At 65.9% G+C, this 16,933-nt stretch carries 17 protein-coding genes and 1 rRNA gene; all 18 read left to right on the top strand.

Annotation, left to right across the window (positions count from 1 at the left end; all coding sequences use genetic code 11):
* Positions 1-226 precede the first annotated feature (226 nt).
* Entirely contained in the window at positions 227-460 is a 234-nt protein-coding gene (gene rpmE / locus ACFWPH_RS23355) for a 50S ribosomal protein L31 (protein ID WP_195055162.1), read from the top strand.
* 348 nt (positions 461-808) lie between these two features.
* Entirely contained in the window at positions 809-1,888 is a 1,080-nt protein-coding gene (gene prfA, locus ACFWPH_RS23350) for a peptide chain release factor 1 (RefSeq protein WP_378754268.1), read from the top strand.
* A 501-nt stretch (positions 1,889-2,389) separates the two neighbouring features.
* The gene (gene prmC, locus ACFWPH_RS23345) at positions 2,390-3,274 is read left to right on the top strand and encodes a peptide chain release factor N(5)-glutamine methyltransferase (protein WP_378754267.1); all 885 of its coding nucleotides are present in this window, start codon (positions 2,390-2,392) and stop codon (positions 3,272-3,274) included.
* Between the two features lie 399 nt (positions 3,275-3,673).
* Complete coding sequence (locus ACFWPH_RS23340) at positions 3,674-4,339, top strand: L-threonylcarbamoyladenylate synthase (RefSeq protein WP_378754266.1); 666 nt, start codon at positions 3,674-3,676, stop codon at positions 4,337-4,339.
* A gap of 52 nt (positions 4,340-4,391) precedes the next feature.
* Entirely contained in the window at positions 4,392-5,558 is a 1,167-nt protein-coding gene (locus ACFWPH_RS23335) for an MraY family glycosyltransferase (RefSeq protein WP_378754265.1), read from the top strand.
* A gap of 10 nt (positions 5,559-5,568) precedes the next feature.
* Positions 5,569-6,036 (top strand): hypothetical protein, encoded by a 468-nt coding sequence (locus tag ACFWPH_RS23330; protein ID WP_378754264.1) that lies wholly within the window; start codon positions 5,569-5,571, stop codon positions 6,034-6,036.
* 396 nt (positions 6,037-6,432) lie between these two features.
* Positions 6,433-7,158, top strand: a complete 726-nt coding sequence (gene atpB, locus ACFWPH_RS23325) for a F0F1 ATP synthase subunit A (RefSeq protein WP_378754485.1) — start codon at positions 6,433-6,435, stop codon at positions 7,156-7,158.
* A gap of 77 nt (positions 7,159-7,235) precedes the next feature.
* Positions 7,236-7,484 carry an ATP synthase F0 subunit C gene (locus ACFWPH_RS23320; RefSeq protein ID WP_068041553.1) on the top strand — a complete coding sequence of 83 codons (249 nt, stop codon included), beginning with the start codon at positions 7,236-7,238 and terminating at the stop codon, positions 7,482-7,484.
* Between the two features lie 5 nt (positions 7,485-7,489).
* The gene (locus tag ACFWPH_RS23315) at positions 7,490-8,050 is read left to right on the top strand and encodes a F0F1 ATP synthase subunit B (RefSeq protein ID WP_378754263.1); all 561 of its coding nucleotides are present in this window, start codon (positions 7,490-7,492) and stop codon (positions 8,048-8,050) included.
* 19 nt (positions 8,051-8,069) lie between these two features.
* The gene (locus ACFWPH_RS23310) at positions 8,070-8,879 is read left to right on the top strand and encodes a F0F1 ATP synthase subunit delta (RefSeq protein WP_378754262.1); all 810 of its coding nucleotides are present in this window, start codon (positions 8,070-8,072) and stop codon (positions 8,877-8,879) included.
* Between the two features lie 84 nt (positions 8,880-8,963).
* A complete protein-coding gene (gene atpA, locus ACFWPH_RS23305) occupies positions 8,964-10,601 on the top strand; it encodes a F0F1 ATP synthase subunit alpha (RefSeq protein WP_378754261.1) in 1,638 nt (545 codons plus the stop codon).
* Positions 10,602-10,662: 61 nt separating this feature from the next.
* Entirely contained in the window at positions 10,663-11,634 is a 972-nt protein-coding gene (locus ACFWPH_RS23300) for a F0F1 ATP synthase subunit gamma (protein WP_378754260.1), read from the top strand.
* Between the two features lie 22 nt (positions 11,635-11,656).
* The gene (gene atpD / locus ACFWPH_RS23295) at positions 11,657-13,105 is read left to right on the top strand and encodes a F0F1 ATP synthase subunit beta (protein ID WP_033247477.1); all 1,449 of its coding nucleotides are present in this window, start codon (positions 11,657-11,659) and stop codon (positions 13,103-13,105) included.
* 6 nt (positions 13,106-13,111) lie between these two features.
* A complete protein-coding gene (locus ACFWPH_RS23290; protein WP_378754259.1) occupies positions 13,112-13,489 on the top strand; it encodes a F0F1 ATP synthase subunit epsilon in 378 nt (125 codons plus the stop codon).
* A gap of 265 nt (positions 13,490-13,754) precedes the next feature.
* Positions 13,755-14,177, top strand: coding sequence for a DUF2550 domain-containing protein (locus ACFWPH_RS23285; protein ID WP_280414302.1), 423 nt, complete (start codon positions 13,755-13,757; stop codon positions 14,175-14,177).
* Between the two features lie 92 nt (positions 14,178-14,269).
* Positions 14,270-14,932 (top strand): cob(I)yrinic acid a,c-diamide adenosyltransferase, encoded by a 663-nt coding sequence (locus ACFWPH_RS23280; protein ID WP_378754258.1) that lies wholly within the window; start codon positions 14,270-14,272, stop codon positions 14,930-14,932.
* Positions 14,933-15,086: 154 nt separating this feature from the next.
* Positions 15,087-16,346 carry a UDP-N-acetylglucosamine 1-carboxyvinyltransferase gene (gene murA / locus ACFWPH_RS23275; RefSeq protein ID WP_280414300.1) on the top strand — a complete coding sequence of 420 codons (1,260 nt, stop codon included), beginning with the start codon at positions 15,087-15,089 and terminating at the stop codon, positions 16,344-16,346.
* Between the two features lie 510 nt (positions 16,347-16,856).
* Positions 16,857-16,933 (top strand): 16S ribosomal RNA (locus ACFWPH_RS23270); the annotation flags it as partial.

The following is a 16,933-nucleotide window of genomic DNA, read 5'->3' as shown; positions in this document are numbered from 1 at the left end:
TCCGTGCTCGATGCGATGCGGCGCAGCCGCGAGTGTCGAGTGCGGAAAACAGGGACCAAGGGGGCCGAAGCCCGCGCCGCCGGAGGCGGTGCAAATAGCACACAGCGGTTCTGGCATAATCGACCGCCGTGCGTCTGCGAATCGCGCAGACTCCCGCCTTAGTCGGTTCCGGTTCACGTTCGGTAAATATGCGAGCGACCCGGCGACCAATATCGAGAGGACATCCATGAAGGCAGGAATCCACCCGGCCTACGTCGACACCACTGTCGTCTGTGGCTGTGGTAACACGTTCCAGACCCGCTCCACCAAGGAATCCGGGCATATCACCGTCGAGGTCTGCTCGCAGTGCCACCCGTTCTACACCGGCAAGCAGAAGATTCTGGACACCGGTGGTCGTGTGGCCCGCTTCGAGGCCCGCTACGGCAAGCGCGCCAAGAAGGCCGACGCCGACGCCAAGTAGCTTTCCCCTCAGCGCCCGGTCCTGCTCACCGCAGGCCGGGCGTTGTGTTTTGGCGCCTGCGAAGGGTGTCGGCAGCGGGCCCGTTCGAGCAGGAGTGGGCCGACGCTGTTCGCTAAGGTTGCTGTGTTTTGGCGCGCTGGCGCGCGCGGGGTTCGGCCCCTTTGGTCCATGCTTTCCGCCCGCGATACTCGCGGCTGCGCCGCATTGTCTCGCGGACGGAAAGCATGGACGGGCCGAACCCTTCAAGGGCCTCGTAAGACTCGGCGCCGCGCTGGCTGCGTCAGGTTCGGAGGGCGGGGGACAGGGTGATGGACACCTCATCGGAATAGTTGCTTGGTAGGAGACCGCATGGCCGAGAAGACCGCACCGTCGGCAATCGATGATGTGCTGGCCGAATACACGGGGCTGGAATCCCAGCTGGCGGATCCCGCGCTGCACAACGATCCGGGGGCGGCCCGGCGGGTGGGGAAGCGGTTCGCTGAGCTCGCGCCGGTGATGACTACCTACAAGAAACTCGCGGCGACCCGAGACGATCTGGAGGCGGCACGGGAACTGGCCGCCGACGATCCGGCGTTCGCGGCGGAGGTGCCCGGGCTGGAGGAACAGCTCGCCGAGCTGGAGACCCAGCTCGCTGATCTGCTGGCGCCGCGCGATACGCACGACGGTGACGATGTGGTGCTGGAGGTGAAATCCGGTGAGGGCGGCGAGGAATCGGCGCTGTTCGCCGCCGACCTCGCCCGCATGTACATCCGCTACGCCGAACGCCGCGGCTGGAAGGTGGAGGTGCTCGACGCGGCATTCTCCGACCTGGGCGGCTACAAGGAAGCGACGCTGTCGATCAAGAGTCGCGATGCCGCGCGCGACGGGGTGTGGTCGCGGTTCAAGTTCGAGGGCGGGGTGCACCGGGTCCAGCGGGTACCGGTGACCGAATCGCAGGGCCGGGTGCATACGTCTGCGGCCGGCGTCCTCATCTACCCCGAACCCGACGAGGTGGAAGAGGTGCAGATCGACGAGAACGATCTGCGTATCGATGTCTACCGCTCGTCCGGTAAAGGCGGCCAGGGCGTGAACACCACCGATTCGGCGGTCCGGATCACCCATCTACCCACCGGGATCGTCGTCACCTGCCAGAACGAACGCTCCCAGCTGCAGAACAAGGCCCGCGCGATGCAGGTTCTGGCCGCCCGGCTGCAGGCCCTGGCCGAAGAGCAGGCCGAGCAGGAAGCGGCCGAGGGCCGGGCGAGCCAGATCCGCACCGTCGACCGTTCGGAACGGATCCGCACCTACAACTTCCCCGAGAACCGCATCGCCGACCACCGCATCGGCTACAAGGCGCACAACCTCGACGCCGTGCTCAACGGCGATATGGACGCCCTCCTGGACGCCCTCGGCACCGCCGATCGCAACGCCCGGATGGCCGCCGAATAACCCACCCGAGCCCCGCGGCGGTGCTGCACTTTCGAGCCCGGGCCCTCGACCGTCGCGTCGGTCCGCTCGGCACCTGCCACCGGCGCGCTGAGTGTCGCAGCACAGCGCCCGCACACCGGCTCGCCGGGTCGACTTCGAGTCGCCACCGAATGCGCTCGTCGTTTCGTCCGGAAACCCTGCCGAACAAGACGATGCCGCCCGGACTGCCCCGAACTGATCGGCTGCCGGGTTCCGCCGGCCTCGCCTACGTACGGTCGACCCCCCGGGTAACGATGTCGGCGAAGCCCGAGGAGTTCGGTCACATCCGAACCGAGTTCGTTTTCACGTCCGAACCGAACGTAACCCACGGCGGTGCCGAGTTCAGCGAGGCCCTGAAAGGTTTCGGCCCGCGTGGTCGTTCAGCCTGCGATGCGATGCGGCGCAGCCGCGAGTGTCGCAGGCTGAACGACCACGCCTGGGGGGCCGAAACCCCGCGCGCCGGAGGCGCGCAAAATAAACACAGTGACCCGTGTGCAGTTGCGCCCCGTGCTCGTCGAGGCGATCGAAACCCTCCGGACGGCCGGGGTGGCGAGCCCGCGCGCCGATGCCGAACATCTCGCCGCGTATGTGCTGGGGGTGGAACGCGGCCGGCTGCTGCTCGCACCGCTGATCGATCCCGAACAGCTCGACGCCTACCACGCACTGGTCGCCCGCCGGGCCGAGCGAGTACCGCTGCAGCATCTGACGGGGCAATCGTCCATGGGTGAGATCGATCTCCAGGTGGGGCCCGGGGTGTTCGTACCCCGCCCGGAAACAGAGTTGCTGTTCGCCTGGGCGCTGGCCCGGCTGGAGGCGGTCCGGCACGACCACACTCCGATCGTGGTGGATCTGTGCACGGGCTCGGGCGCCCTGGCGCTGGCGATCGCACACGCCCGCCCGGACGCCGAGGTCCATGCCGTGGAGCTGGACCCCGACGCTTTGCGCTGGGCCCGTCGCAACGCCGACCTGCACAGCGCGGCCGGTGATACGCCGATCACCCTGCACCATGCCGATGTCACCGACCCCGGTTTGCTCACGCAGCTGAACGGCCGGGTCGATATCGTCGTCGCCAACCCGCCCTACATCCCGGAAGGTGCGCAGTTGTCACCCGAGGTGGCCGAACACGACCCGCACCGCGCCCTGTTCGGGGGCCCCGACGGGCTGGATGTGATCCGGCCGATGGTGCCGCTCATCGGCCGGCTGCTGCGTCCGGGTGGCGGTGTGGCGATCGAGCACGACGACAGCAACGGCAGTGAACTGGCCCGCCTGCTGGCGGCCGACGGCCGGTTCGCAGAAATCGCCGAACATCCCGACCTCGCCGGAAAACCACGTTTCGTAGCCGCTATCTCGTCGGCGAGCCCTACATGAGCAGTCGGGTATCGGCTCGACAGAGCGGGCCGATCTCGTTCTCGGTGTCCGGCCGAACTCGCTACCGCCGCTGATCGGGGCGGAGTACGGCAGCGCGCTGGGCTTTGGGCCGGGCTCGGGACCCGCAAGCGGTATCCGCCGAAACCTCGGGTGGCTCGGCTCGAGGCGGTGCCATCGCCGGGGTGCTCGGGGGAGCGAGGCCCGGCGCTCACAAGTGCCCAGTGGGATTCGGGCCCGATACCGCCGCGGCGATCCGTCGACCCGGCAGGCGGATACCGGCGACGCGATTCGTCCGGCCGGAGTACGGCGGTGCGCGACCGGGTTGGTGGACACCTGGCGGGGTGGCATCGAGGGGGCCGAAACCGGCGCCGCCGGGGGTGGCGCAATACGATTGTTGCCGTGAGTACCGTCTACGACTGCGCCGACCCCGATTCGCGTGCCGCCGGCCTGGCCGCGGCCACCAGTGCTCTGAGATCGGGGCGGCTGGTCGTGGTGCCTACCGATACGGTGTACGGTCTCGCGGCCGACGCCTTCGATTCAGCGGCCGTGGCATCGCTGCTGGCGGCCAAGGGCCGGGGGCGCGATATGCCGGTACCGGTGCTGGTGGGGTCGTGGAACACCATCGACGGCCTGGTTTTCTCGGTGCGGCCGCAGGCGCGCGATCTGATCCGGGCCTTCTGGCCGGGTGGTTTGAGCATCGTGGTGCAGCAGGCGCCGTCGCTGGCGTGGGACCTGGGGGACGCGCGCGGCACCGTGATGCTGCGGATGCCGTTGCATCCGGTGGCCTTGGAGCTGCTGCAGGAAGTCGGGCCGCTGGCGGTGTCCAGTGCCAATATCTCCGGCCGCCCCGCGGCCGATAACGTCACCCAGGCGCGGGACCAGCTCGGCTCCCTGGTGGGCGTCTATCTCGACGGCGGTCCGGCGCAGCACGCCACCGCCTCGACCATCGTGGACCTGACCGGCGACCAGCCACGCATCCTGCGTGCGGGCGCGGTGTCCACCGAGGCTGTCGCCGAGGTGCTCGGAACCACACCCGAGGCGTTGATCGGGTCCGTCGCGCAGTGAGTGCTTCGGGCTGTGCGGAGGCAGTACCCGCGGTGACGGGGTGGTCGGTGCGATGACCGGATCCGGTGCGGTTGTCCCGCTGCGCGAACTCCTGCTGGTTCTGTTGATCTCGGCGGTGGTCACCTTCCTGGCCACCGGCGGGATCCGGACACTGGCCATCGGGTTCGGCGCGGTGGCCATTCCGCGTGACCGCGATGTGCATGTGAAACCGATTCCCCGGATGGGTGGGGTCGGAATGTACATCGGGGTGGTGGCGGCCGTGTTGTTCGCCCACCAGCTGCCCGCGCTGCGCCGCGGTTTCGACTACCGGCCCGATATCGCGGCGGTGCTGGTGGCAGCGACGATCATCGTGGCGGTCGGGATCGTCGACGACCGGTGGGGTCTCGACGCGCTCACCAAATTCGCTGGTCAGGTCACCGCCGCGGGGGTGATGGCGGTGATGGGCCTGGGTTGGTACCTGATCTACGACCCGTTCAGTAATTCCACCGTCGTGCTCGACGGCTTGCAGGGCGGGCTGGTGACGGTTGCGGTGGCGGTGACGTTGATCAACGCCATGAACTTCGTGGACGGCCTGGACGGCCTGGCTGCCGGGCTGGGCTTGATCGCCTCGGTGGCGGTGTTCGCGTTCGCGATCGGCCTGCTCACCGAGCAGGGCGGCTCCGTGGACAGTTATCCACCCGCGCTGCTGGCGGCCGCGATGGCAGGCGCCTGCCTGGGGTTCCTGCCGCACAATTTCTCCCCGGCCCGGATCTTCATGGGCGATTCCGGATCGATGCTGATCGGTCTGGTGCTGGCCGCCGTGTCCACCAGCGCGTCCGGCCGGATTCCGCTGCAGGGGTACGGGCCGCGGGATATCGTCGGCCTGCTCTCGCCGCTGCTGCTGGTGGGGGCGGTGATGTTCATTCCGGTCCTGGATCTGCTGCTGGCGATCGTGCGCCGGGTACGGGCGGGCGTCAGCTTCTCGACGCCGGACAAAATGCATCTGCATCACCGGCTGTTGCAGATCGGACATTCGCAGCGCCGGGTGGTGCTGGTCATCTACCTGTGGGTCGGCATACTAGCTTTCGGTGCGGTGGGCACCTCGGTGATGGATCGGCGCGTGGTGGTGGTGCTGATGGCCGCGGGGTTCCTGTTTGCGCTGGTCGTGACCGCTGTCCCGGGGTTGTGGCGGCGCCAGGCGCGGCGGGATGCGGCGGGGTCGGCTACGGGGTCCGGGTAGAGTGCGGACTGTGTCCACCAGCTCTGCCAGTTCCGGTAGCTCCTATCACCCCGATGCCCCGTTGCGGGCTGCTCTGCGGTACGGACTGATCGGGTGGGTTGCTCTGACAGTCATCGCGGTGGTGATCGCGACGCTCGCTTCCGGCGCCGAGGGGGCGTGGGGTGCGCTGCTCGGCGCCGCGATCGGTGGCAGTTTCATTCTGACCACGGCCGCTGTGGTGCTGTTCGGGGCCAAGTTGCCACCCAATACGGCGGGCATGGTGATGCTTGCCAGTTGGGTCGGAAAACTGCTGGTCGCACTGATCGTTATCGCGATTCTCAAGCAATTCGAGTTCTATGATCGCCTCGCTTTGTTTCTCACCGTCGTGGGCGCGTTGATCATCGTCCTGGGTGCTGAGACTTACGGCGTATTACGGCAGAAGGTTCCCTACGTCGACGTGCCCGATCAGGCTGCTGACGAAGATTCCGAAACGGCCTGACCGGCGTCAACGACAACCTGTCGTAGATAACATCGCCCCCGCTACACGTTGTCGTAGATCTCTTGGTAAAGTCTTGGTAAGCAAGCGACTCAGTAAGGGGTGCCGACCAGGTACTGCGAGCTGCCGCTATGCTACTGCCGTGCCGGGCTTGTACAGAGCTCGGTTCTGCATGTCGACGATGTCGCCGACACACGTACAGACGCCAGCGCGGTCCTCCCGCTACAGCTGCTGACGAACTTCGAGCCGACCTCAGTCGACCACATTGATCGTCAATGTCCGATCGAACCGCGGGAGCGAAAACATCCCGCGGCCCGAACACGGGAGAGAACGCTGAGCGTCACCACCTTGGCCGCGGAGTTTCACGCGCCGTCGCTAACCGACTTCTTCCCTCCGGCGGTGCTGTTCGAGGGAACTCCCTTCGAACTCGATCGGCTGATGCTGGTCCGGCTTCTGATGACCGCCGTGCTGGTCGCCTTCCTGTTCCTGGCTTTCCGTAGCCCGCGTCTGGTGCCGAAGAAACTGCAGAGCATCGGCGAGATGGGGATGGTCTTCGTCAAGGAACAGATCTGCGACGACATCCTCGGCAAGGAAACCGGTCGCAGGTTCTTCCCGCTCATCGCGACGGTCTTCTTCACGGTTCTGTTTCTGAACTTCTCGGGTGTGATTCCCGGTTTGAACATCTCGTCGAACGCGCGTATCGGCATGCCGCTGGTACTGGCAGTGATCGCGTATATCGCGTTCAACTATGTGGGCATCAAGAAGTACGGCTTCTTCACCTATATGCGCAGCAGCATCGTCGTTCCGAATGTTCCGCCGGCCATGCACGTCCTGCTCATTCCGATCGAGTTCATCTCGACCTTCATCCTGCGCCCGTTCACGCTGACCGTCCGACTCATGGCGAATATGCTCGCCGGTCACATCATGCTGGTGCTGTTCTTCAGCGCGACCCAGTTCTTCCTCTTCGACGCGGACAACTGGATGAAGATCTTCTCGCCCTTCTCGCTGCTGGGCGGACTCGCCTTCACCCTCTTCGAACTGCTGGTCATTGTTTTGCAGGCCTATGTGTTCGCGTTGCTGACCGCCGTGTACATCAGCCTTGCCCAGCACGCCGACGATCACTGACCGACCGGAACTATCGATAAGAACCTGCTGCACCGCGCCGACCGGCGGGTGAGCAACAGAAAGGGAATGGAAGACTCATGAGCCTCTCGTACTTGGCCCAGGAAGCTGCCACCAACGAATCCACGCTGAAGGGCCTCGGCGCTGTCGGCTACGGCCTGGCCGCCATCGGCCCGGGTATCGGCGTCGGTATCGTCGTCGGTAAGGCGATCGAGGGTACTGCCCGCCAGCCCGAGCTCGCCGGACAACTCCGGACCACCATGTTCCTCGGCATCGCGTTCACCGAAGCCCTGGCGCTGATCGGCCTCGTCGCCGGCTTCATCTTCTGATTCCGATGAACGAGTTCATTCTGCTCGCAGCGGAAGAGGGAGAGGATGTGAATCCTCTCATCCCCGCGACGTACGACATCGTCTGGTCGGCGGTCTGCGTGGCGATTATCGCCTTCGTGGTCTACAAGTACGCCGTTCCGCGCCTGATGAAGGTGCTGGACGAGCGCGCCGACAAGATCGAGGGTGGCATCGAACGGGCGGAGGCGGCACAGACCGAAGCCCAGGAGACGCTGCAGCAGTACCAGAAGCAGCTGGCCGACGCCCGCCTGGAAGCCGCGAAGATCCGCGAAGACGCCCGCACCCAGGGGCAACAGATCCTCGCCCAGATGAAGACCGACGCCCAGGCCGAGAGCGACCGTATCGTCGCGGCCGGGCACACCCAGCTGGAAGCCCAGCGCCAGCAGATCCTGACCGAGCTGCGCGCCGAGGTCGGCCGCACCGCGGTGGACCTGGCCGAGAAGATCATCGGGCAGTCGGTATCGGACGAGGCCAAACAGGCCGCGACGATCGATCGATTCCTCGATGAGATCGACCGGTCGGATGCCGGTATCGGGGTCGGAAGGTAACGACGGAGGCGTGAGAACCATGTACGCAGCAAGCCGTGAGGCCAGCTCCCGGTCCAAGGAGGCTCTTCGGGCCGCGCTGACCGGAAGTAACGGTGTCGCGGCCACGACGGGGTCCGAACTGTTCGCCGTTGTCGACGTACTGGACGACCAGCGTCCGCTGCGTGTGGCGCTCGCGGACGTGTCGGTGCCCGGCTCGGCCCGCGCCGAACTGAGCGAGCGGGTATTCGGGAACAAGGTCAGTGCCGCCACGCAGGCGGTGCTGACCACCGCGGTGGCCCAGGATTGGTCCCGTGCCCGCGACCTGGTCGACACTTTGTTCCTGCTCGGACAGCAGGCGCTGCTGAAAGCGGCGTCCGAACAGGATCGGCTGACCGCTGTCGAGGACGAGCTGTTCCGGCTCGGCCGGATCATCGACGACAACCCGGAGCTCGAGCAGGCATTGTCCGATCGTGCTGCCTCGCCGGCGGCCAAACGGGATCTGCTGGGGCGGCTGCTGTCCGGCAAGACCGAGCCCATCACCCAGACGCTGGCCGAGCAGGTGGTGGCCAGGCAGAGTTCCGGTATCGGTCCGGCCTTCGACGAGCTGTCCGATCTGGCCGCGTCCCGGCGGCAGCAGATCGTCGCCCATGTGCGGTCGGCGAGCGAGCTCACCGATCCCCAGCGGGAGCGGCTGGCCGCTGCGCTGGGCCGCATCTACGGCAAGGCCGTCACCGTGCATATCGAAGTCGAACCCGAGCTGCTGAGCGGGCTTGTCGTGCGCATCGGTGACGATGTGATCGACGGTAGTGCGGTCGGCCGACTGGAACGGCTGCGCCGCTCGCTGACCTAGCGGTACGCCACCGGGTAACCCCCGGCGCCCCGGCCGCACCACACCCCCCGACATTCCAGACCAGAGACCGAGAGCAGGAAGAACATGGCGGAGCTGACGATCTCCTCCGACGAGATCCGTAGCGCGATCGAAAGCTACACCCAGAGCTACACCCCGGAAACCTCCATCGAGGAAGTCGGTGTTGTCACCGATACCAGTGACGGCATCGCGCATATCAGCGGCCTGCCTTCGGCCATGGCCAACGAGCTGCTCGAATTCCCGGGTGGCGTGCTCGGTGTGGCGCTGAACCTCGAGGACCGCGAAATCGGTGCCGTCATTCTCGGCGAGTTCGCCGAGATCGAAGAGGGCCAGCAGGTGCGCCGCACCGGCGATGTGCTCTCGGTTCCGGTCGGCGACAACTTCCTCGGCCGCGTGGTGAACCCGCTCGGCCAGCCGATCGACGGTCTGGGCGAGATCGAGTCCAACGACCGGCGCGTGCTGGAACTGCAGGCCGCCACCGTGCTGGAGCGGCAGCCGGTCGAGGAGCCGATGGCCACCGGTGTCACCGCCATCGACGCCCTGACCGCCATCGGCCGGGGCCAGCGTCAGCTGGTCATCGGCGACCGTAAGACCGGTAAGACCGCGGTCTGCATCGATACGATCCTGAACCAGAAGGCCAACTGGGAGTCGGGCGATCCGGCCAAGCAGGTGCGCTGCATCTACGTGGCGATCGGTCAGAAGGGCTCCACCATCGCGGGCGTCAAATCCGCCCTCGAACAGCACGGCGCGCTGGAGTACACCACCATCGTGGCGGCCCCGGCCTCCGATTCCGCCGGCTTCAAGTGGCTGGCTCCCTACACCGGTTCGGCCATCGGCCAGCACTGGATGTACGAGGGCAAGCACGTCCTGATCGTGTTCGACGATCTGACCAAGCAGGCCGAGGCCTACCGCGCCATCTCGCTGCTGCTGCGCCGCCCGCCGGGCCGCGAGGCGTACCCGGGTGACGTCTTCTACCTGCATTCGCGTCTGCTGGAGCGTTGCGCCAAGCTCTCCGACGAGATGGGCGGCGGTTCGATGACCGGTCTGCCGATCATCGAGACCAAGGCCAACGACATCTCGGCGTTCATCCCGACCAACGTCATCTCCATCACCGACGGTCAGGTCTTCCTGGAGTCCGACCTGTTCAACAAGGGCGTCCGCCCGGCGATCAACGTCGGTACGTCGGTCTCCCGTGTCGGTGGCGCCGCGCAGACCAAGGGTATGAAGAAGGTCGCCGGTTCGCTGCGTCTGGAAATGGCCCAGTACCGCGAGCTGGAGGCGTTCTCCGCCTTCGCCTCCGATCTGGACGCCGCGTCGCTGGCCCAGCTCGAGCGCGGTGCCCGCTGGGTCGAGCTGCTCAAGCAGGACCAGTACTCGCCGGTCGCGGTCGAGGATCAGATCGTCTCGATCTACCTGGTCGACGCCGGCTACTACGACTCGGTACCGGTGGCCGATATCCGCCGGTTCAATGTCGAACTGCTCGAGGATCTGCACGCCAATGCGGCCGATGCCTTCGCGAGCATCGCCGGTGGCAAGGTGTTGCAGGACGAGGCCGCCGAGCAGATCAAGACGGCCACCGACAAGTTCAAGCAGGGCTTCCTGGCGTCCGACGGCAGCCGCGTGGTGAACGAGGCCGAAGCCGGCGAACTGGCCCACGAAGAGGTCGAGTCGCTGTCGGTCACCCGTAAGCACGTCGAGAAGTAGACCGGGCGAACCATGCGCTGTTTTCCTGTAACGCCGCGAACGAAGGGAGTGTGAACCGCCGATGGCTACCTTGCGCGAGCTGCGCTCCCGTATTCGTGGAATCAACTCGATCAAGAAGATCACCAAGGCCCAGGAACTGATCGCGACCTCGCGTATCACCAAGGCCCAGGCCCGGGTGGCGGCCGCCAAGCCGTACTCCGAGGAGATCACCAAAGTGGTGGCGGAGCTGGCGAGCGCGTCGAAGAACCTGGCGCACCCGCTGCTCACCGAGCGCCCCGATCCCCAGCGTGCCGCGGTGCTGGTGATCACCAGCGACAGCGGCCAGTGCGGTGGTTACAACTCCAATGTGCTCAAGCGGGCCGAGGAGCTGATGACCACCCTGCGCGAAGAGGGCAAGGAACCGGTGCTCTACGTCATGGGCAACAAGGGCCTGACGTATTACACCTTCCGCGACCGCCGGCCCGTTGCCGCGTGGACCGGGTTCTCCCAGCAGCCGGGCTACCCGGATGCCTCGGCGGCCTGCAACCACCTGGTCGACAGCTTCATGGCCGGGTCCGGGGGCGAGGTTCCGGCACCGGACGGTACCGGTTCGATCGCGGGCGTGGATGAACTCCATATCGTCTACACCCGGTTCGTGAGCATGCTGTCGCAGACGCCGGAGGTGCGCCGGATGGCGCCGATCCAGATCTCCTTCGTCGACGAGAACTTCGACCTGGGCGAGGACATGTTGTCCGATTCGCCCACGGCCGAGGTGAGCGCGCAGTACGAATTCGAGCCCGACGCCGATGTGCTGCTGGCGGCGTTGCTGCCCAAGTACATCAATACGCGGATCTACGCGTCGTTGCTCGACGCAGCGGCATCCGAGCACGCCGCTCGGCGCACCGCAATGAAGGCGGCCACCGACAACGCCAACGAATTGGCGAGTTCCCTGTCCCGGCAGGCCAACTCGTTGCGGCAGGCCAACATCACGCAGGAAATCAGCGAAATCGTCGGCGGCGTGAATGCCCTGGCGGCCAGCTCGGAACGCGACTGAGACGCAGGAAGAGAACCTAGAAATGACCGCAGCTGTTACTCGAGAAGACTCGAGCCGGACCAGCGCCGCCAGTGGCCGCGTGGTCCGCGTCATCGGCCCCGTCGTGGACGTCGAGTTCCCGCGGGGTTCCATCCCTGAACTGTTCAACGCCCTCGCCGCCGAGATCACCCTGAAGTCGGTGGCCAAGACGTTGACCCTCGAGGTCGCCCAGCACCTCGGTGACAACATCGTGCGCACCATCTCGATGCAGCCCACCGACGGCCTGGTCCGCGGCGCCGAGGTCCGTGACTCCGGTAAGCCGATCTCGGTGCCGGTCGGCGATGTCGTCAAGGGGCACGTGTTCAACGCCCTCGGCGACTGCCTCGACAGCCCCGGCCTCGGCCGCGACGGCGAGCAGTGGGGTATCCACCGCAAGCCGCCGAGCTTCGACCAGCTCGAGGGCAAGACCGAAATCCTCGAGACCGGCGTCAAGGTACTCGACCTGCTGACCCCGTACGTGAAGGGCGGCAAGATCGGTCTGTTCGGTGGTGCCGGTGTCGGCAAGACCGTTCTGATCCAGGAGATGATCACCCGTATCGCCCGGGAGTTCTCCGGTACCTCGGTGTTCGCCGGCGTCGGTGAACGCACCCGTGAGGGCACCGACCTGCACCTGGAAATGGAAGAGATGGGCGTCCTGCAGGACACCGCCCTCGTCTTCGGGCAGATGGACGAGCCGCCGGGCACCCGTATGCGCGTCGCCCTGTCGGCGCTGACCATGGCGGAGTACTTCCGCGATGTGAAGCACCAGGACGTGCTGCTGTTCGTCGACAACATCTTCCGGTTCACCCAGGCCGGTTCCGAGGTGTCGACCCTGCTGGGTCGTATGCCTTCCGCTGTCGGTTACCAGCCCACCCTGGCCGACGAGATGGGTGAACTGCAGGAGCGGATCACCTCGACCCGTGGCCGTTCGATCACCTCGCTGCAGGCGATCTACGTCCCCGCCGACGACTACACCGACCCGGCGCCGGCGACCACCTTCGCCCACCTGGATGCGACCACCGAGCTCTCCCGCCCGATTTCGCAGAAGGGTATCTACCCCGCCGTCGACCCGTTGACCTCGACCTCTCGTATCCTCGAGGCCTCGATCGTCGGCGACCGGCACTTCGCGGTGGCCAACGAGGTGAAGCGGATCCTGCAGAAGTACAAGGAACTGCAGGACATCATCGCCATCCTCGGTATGGACGAGCTCTCCGAGGAGGACAAGGTCCTCGTCGGCCGCGCCCGCCGGTTGGAGAAGTTCCTCGGCCAGAACTTCATCGTGGCCGAGAAGTTCACCGGTCAGCCCGGTTCGGTCGTGCCGCTGGAGCAGACCATCGACGACTTCGACCGGGTCTGCAAGGGCGAATTCGACCACTTCCCGGAGCAGGCGTTCAACAGCTGCGGTGGTCTCGACGATGTCGAGGCGGCCGCGAAGAAGATCGCCGGAAAGTAGTCCTTCATGGCGGATATGTCAGTTGATCTCGTCGCGGTCGAGCGGCGGCTCTGGTCGGGCCGGGCGAACTTCGTCAGCGCCCAGACCACCGAGGGCCAGATCGGCATCATGCCCGGTCACGAACCCCTGCTGGGGCAGTTGATCGAGGGCGGCACGGTGACCATCGTCGATACCGAGGGCAATCGGGTCGTGGCCGCGGTACACGGTGGTTTCTTCTCGGTCACCGCGGATACCGTGCGTGTACTGGCCGAGACCGCCGAGTTCTCCACGGAGGTCGATATCGACGCGGCACGTAAGGTGCTGTCCGACGGTTCGGCCGCTCCGGAGGACCAGCTGGCCGCGCAGGCCCGGGTCCGCGCTGTCGAACAGGCCGCGGCTTCCTGATCTCCGATCCGGAGACCAACAGAATATTTTCGGCTCCGGCCGGTGACGGGCAACCGTCACCGGCCGGAGCCGATTCTCGTCTCGCCCGCCGATATCGCGTGGGCACCGTCACCGTGCCCCACCTGGATCGATGACATCGCATTTCCGAGACATCCGCGTGCCGTTTGTAAACTGGGTCGTGGTTGAATGGCGTCGGGCGCATCGGCCGAGCCGAGCCGGCGATCGCCTCGGATGAACGAAGGGATGTGCGGCATTGCAGACCGGGATGGTGATTGCGATCATTCTGGTTGTCGTGCTGGTCGCATTGGCCCTCCTGTCCACATACCGCCTGGTGATGCTGCGTCGTGGGGGGACCGCGGCCATCCTGCGGGTGCTTCCGGCGCGGGGCGGGGAACGCTGGCGGCACGGTGTCATCCGGTACGACGAGGATCATCTCGTCTTCTACAAACTCACCAGCCTCAAGCCCGGTGCGGATTCGGTGATCCGGCGTCGCGGTATCGAGATCGGCGATCGGCGCGGCCCGCGGGGTGACGAGTACGACATCATGACCGATGCGATCTCGGTGATCGGTGTCGCGGACCGCAACGGCGACTACGAACTGGCGCTGGATCGCGCCGCGCTGACCGCGTTTCTGTCGTGGGTCGAGTCACGTCCCTCCGAACGCGCTCGCCGGCTTCGCGGCCACTGACCACCCGATGTGGTGACGCCCGTGTGCCGCGGCACATAGACGCAGCATCGGTAACCCGGTCCGGGACGCGGCGAGCGTTTATGGTGGGTCCTGTGAGCGTGCATCTGACGCGGATCTACACCCGAACCGGCGACGACGGGACCACCGGTCTCAGCGACTTCTCCAGAGTCGCCAAGACCGATTCCCGCTTGGTCGCCTACGCCGATTGCGACGAGGCCAATGCCGCACTCGGTGTGGCGATCGCGCTCGGTGCGCCCGGCGCGGAGCTGGTCGCGGTGTTGCGCGGTATCCAGAACGATCTGTTCGACGCCGGCGCCGATCTGTCGACACCGCTGGTGCCGGACCCGCAGTATCCGCCGTTGCGCATCACCGAGGCGTATATCGAACGCCTGGAGTCCTGGTGTGACGAGTTCAATGCCGAACTGGCACCGCTGCATTCGTTCATCCTGCCCGGCGGTACCCCGCTGGCCGCGTTGCTGCATACGGCCCGCACGGTCGTTCGCCGGGCCGAACGTTCGGCGTGGGCGGCGGTGCAGGCGCATCCGGACGATACGAGCGTTCTGCCGGCGAAGTACCTCAACCGGCTGTCGGACCTGCTGTTCATCCTCAGCCGGTATACGAATCCGGAGGGTGATGTGCTCTGGCGGCCCGGCGGCGGCCGCGCGGATGCCGAACCGGCCGAGTCCGCCGGGCGTAACGAGCCGGGCGCGGATTCCGGTACCTCGTCGGGGCCCGACAGCCCGTCGGGACACTGAGGCGGACCGGTTCCGTCAGCGGTGGGCGTGCCGGATGGCCGTCGCGTCGAGCCCGGCGTACGGCCCCGGCGCAATCGTGCGACCGGCACACCAGCGCGCACGTCTGCGCTCTATCCTTGCACCCACTGGTGCGCCGAATACTCGGAGAGGCGGCATGGAACGGTTTTTGGTAACTGGCGGCAACCGGCTGGTCGGTGAGGTCTCGGTCGGAGGCGCCAAGAACAGCGTCCTGAAACTCATGGCCGCGGCTCTGCTCACCGAAGGCACCACCACCATCACGAACTGCCCGGACATTCTGGACGTTCCCTTGATGGCGGAGGTCCTGCGCGGTTTGGGCTGCGAAGTCACGATCACCGGCGATGTCGTCGCCATCGATACTCCCGCCGAGCCCAAGTATCACGCCGATTTTCCGGCGGTGACCCAGTTCCGTGCGTCGGTCTGTGTCCTGGGCCCGCTCATGGCGCGGTGTAAACGTGCGGTGGTCGCGCTACCCGGCGGTGACGCGATCGGATCGCGCCCCCTCGATATGCACCAGGCAGGCCTGCGTCTGCTCGGGGCGACCAGCGAGATCGAGCACGGATGCGTGGTGGCCCGCGCCGACGAACTGCAGGGCGCGCGTATCCGGCTCGACTTCCCGTCGGTCGGGGCGACCGAGAACATCCTCATGGCCGCGGTGCTCGCGCAGGGGGAGACGGTGATCGACAACGCCGCCCGCGAGCCCGACATCGTGGACCTGTGCACGATGCTCACCCAGATGGGTGCGCATATCCGGGGAGCCGGCACCTCGGTCCTGACGATTCAGGGCGTGAAGCGGCTCTCGCCGACGACGCACCGGGTGATCGGCGACCGGATCGTCGCCGCAACCTGGGGTATCGCCGCGGCGATGACCATGGGTGACGTCCGCGTCACCGGGGTCAATCCGCAGCATCTTGCGCTGGTCCTGGACAAACTGCGTTCGGCCGGCGCGCGAATCTCGTTCGAACAGGACGGTTTCCGCGTCGTCCAGGCCGACCGTCCCCGCGCGGTGAACTTCTCGACCCTGCCTTTCCCCGGCTTCCCCACGGACCTGCAACCGATGGCCATCGGTCTGGCGGCGATCGCCGACGGCACGTCGATGATCACGGAGAACGTGTTCGAGGCCCGGTTCCGGTTCGTCGAGGAGATGATCCGCCTGGGCGCCGATGCCCGTACCGATGGTCATCATGCGGTGGTCCGTGGCATTCCGCGGTTGTCGAGTGCACCGGTGTGGTCGTCGGATATCCGTGCCGGCGCCGGATTGGTTCTGGCCGGGCTGGTCGCCGACGGGGTTACCGAAGTCCACGACGTATTCCACATCGACCGCGGATATCCGGCCTTTGTGGAAAAGCTGCAGGCGCTCGGCGCAGCTGTGGAACGCGTGGGTTCGGCGGGATGAGGGTTTCGAAGCCGAAACGGTGCGCGTGGGTATTACAGGAATGTCGCGATTTACCTACCGTGACCAGGCGATTTGACATCTATTTCGACGCCGCGTAACTTTATCCAAGTCAGAGCGACACGGACACCGACCCGGGGCCCGGAGCGAGGCGGAAACGCCGAGCCGGAGGGACCAGGGAAACGAGGTAGGACGAGGAGCGCCTGGCGATCACACTGGTTCAGCCGGAACCCCCGATTTGCAATCGGGAAAACGGATGAGCTAAGCTTAAGAAGTTGCCTCACAGAAGCACCGGCCAGCCCGGATGTCGAAGTGTGTGCGTGTGTTCTTTGAGAACTCAATAGTGTGTTGATGAATGTCAGTGCCAAATATTTGATTTGGTTTCGGTTCTTCATACCCCGTGTGGAGGGCCGAACATTTAAGTCAGCTAAATTCCGGCTGGCGATTGTTTTGCTAGGTTTTCGGACTCTAGTTTGTACTTTTGATTGCGCCTTTGGGTGTGATTGTGAGTCTTCAACGGAGAGTTTGATCCTGGCTCAGGACGAACGCTGGCGGCGTGCTTAACACATGCAAGTCGAGCGGTAAGGCCC

Source organism: Nocardia sp. NPDC058499 (assembly GCF_042719915.1).
In the GTDB taxonomy this organism is placed as follows: domain Bacteria; phylum Actinomycetota; class Actinomycetes; order Mycobacteriales; family Mycobacteriaceae; genus Nocardia.
This window is presented reverse-complemented; position numbering and strand designations above follow the sequence as displayed.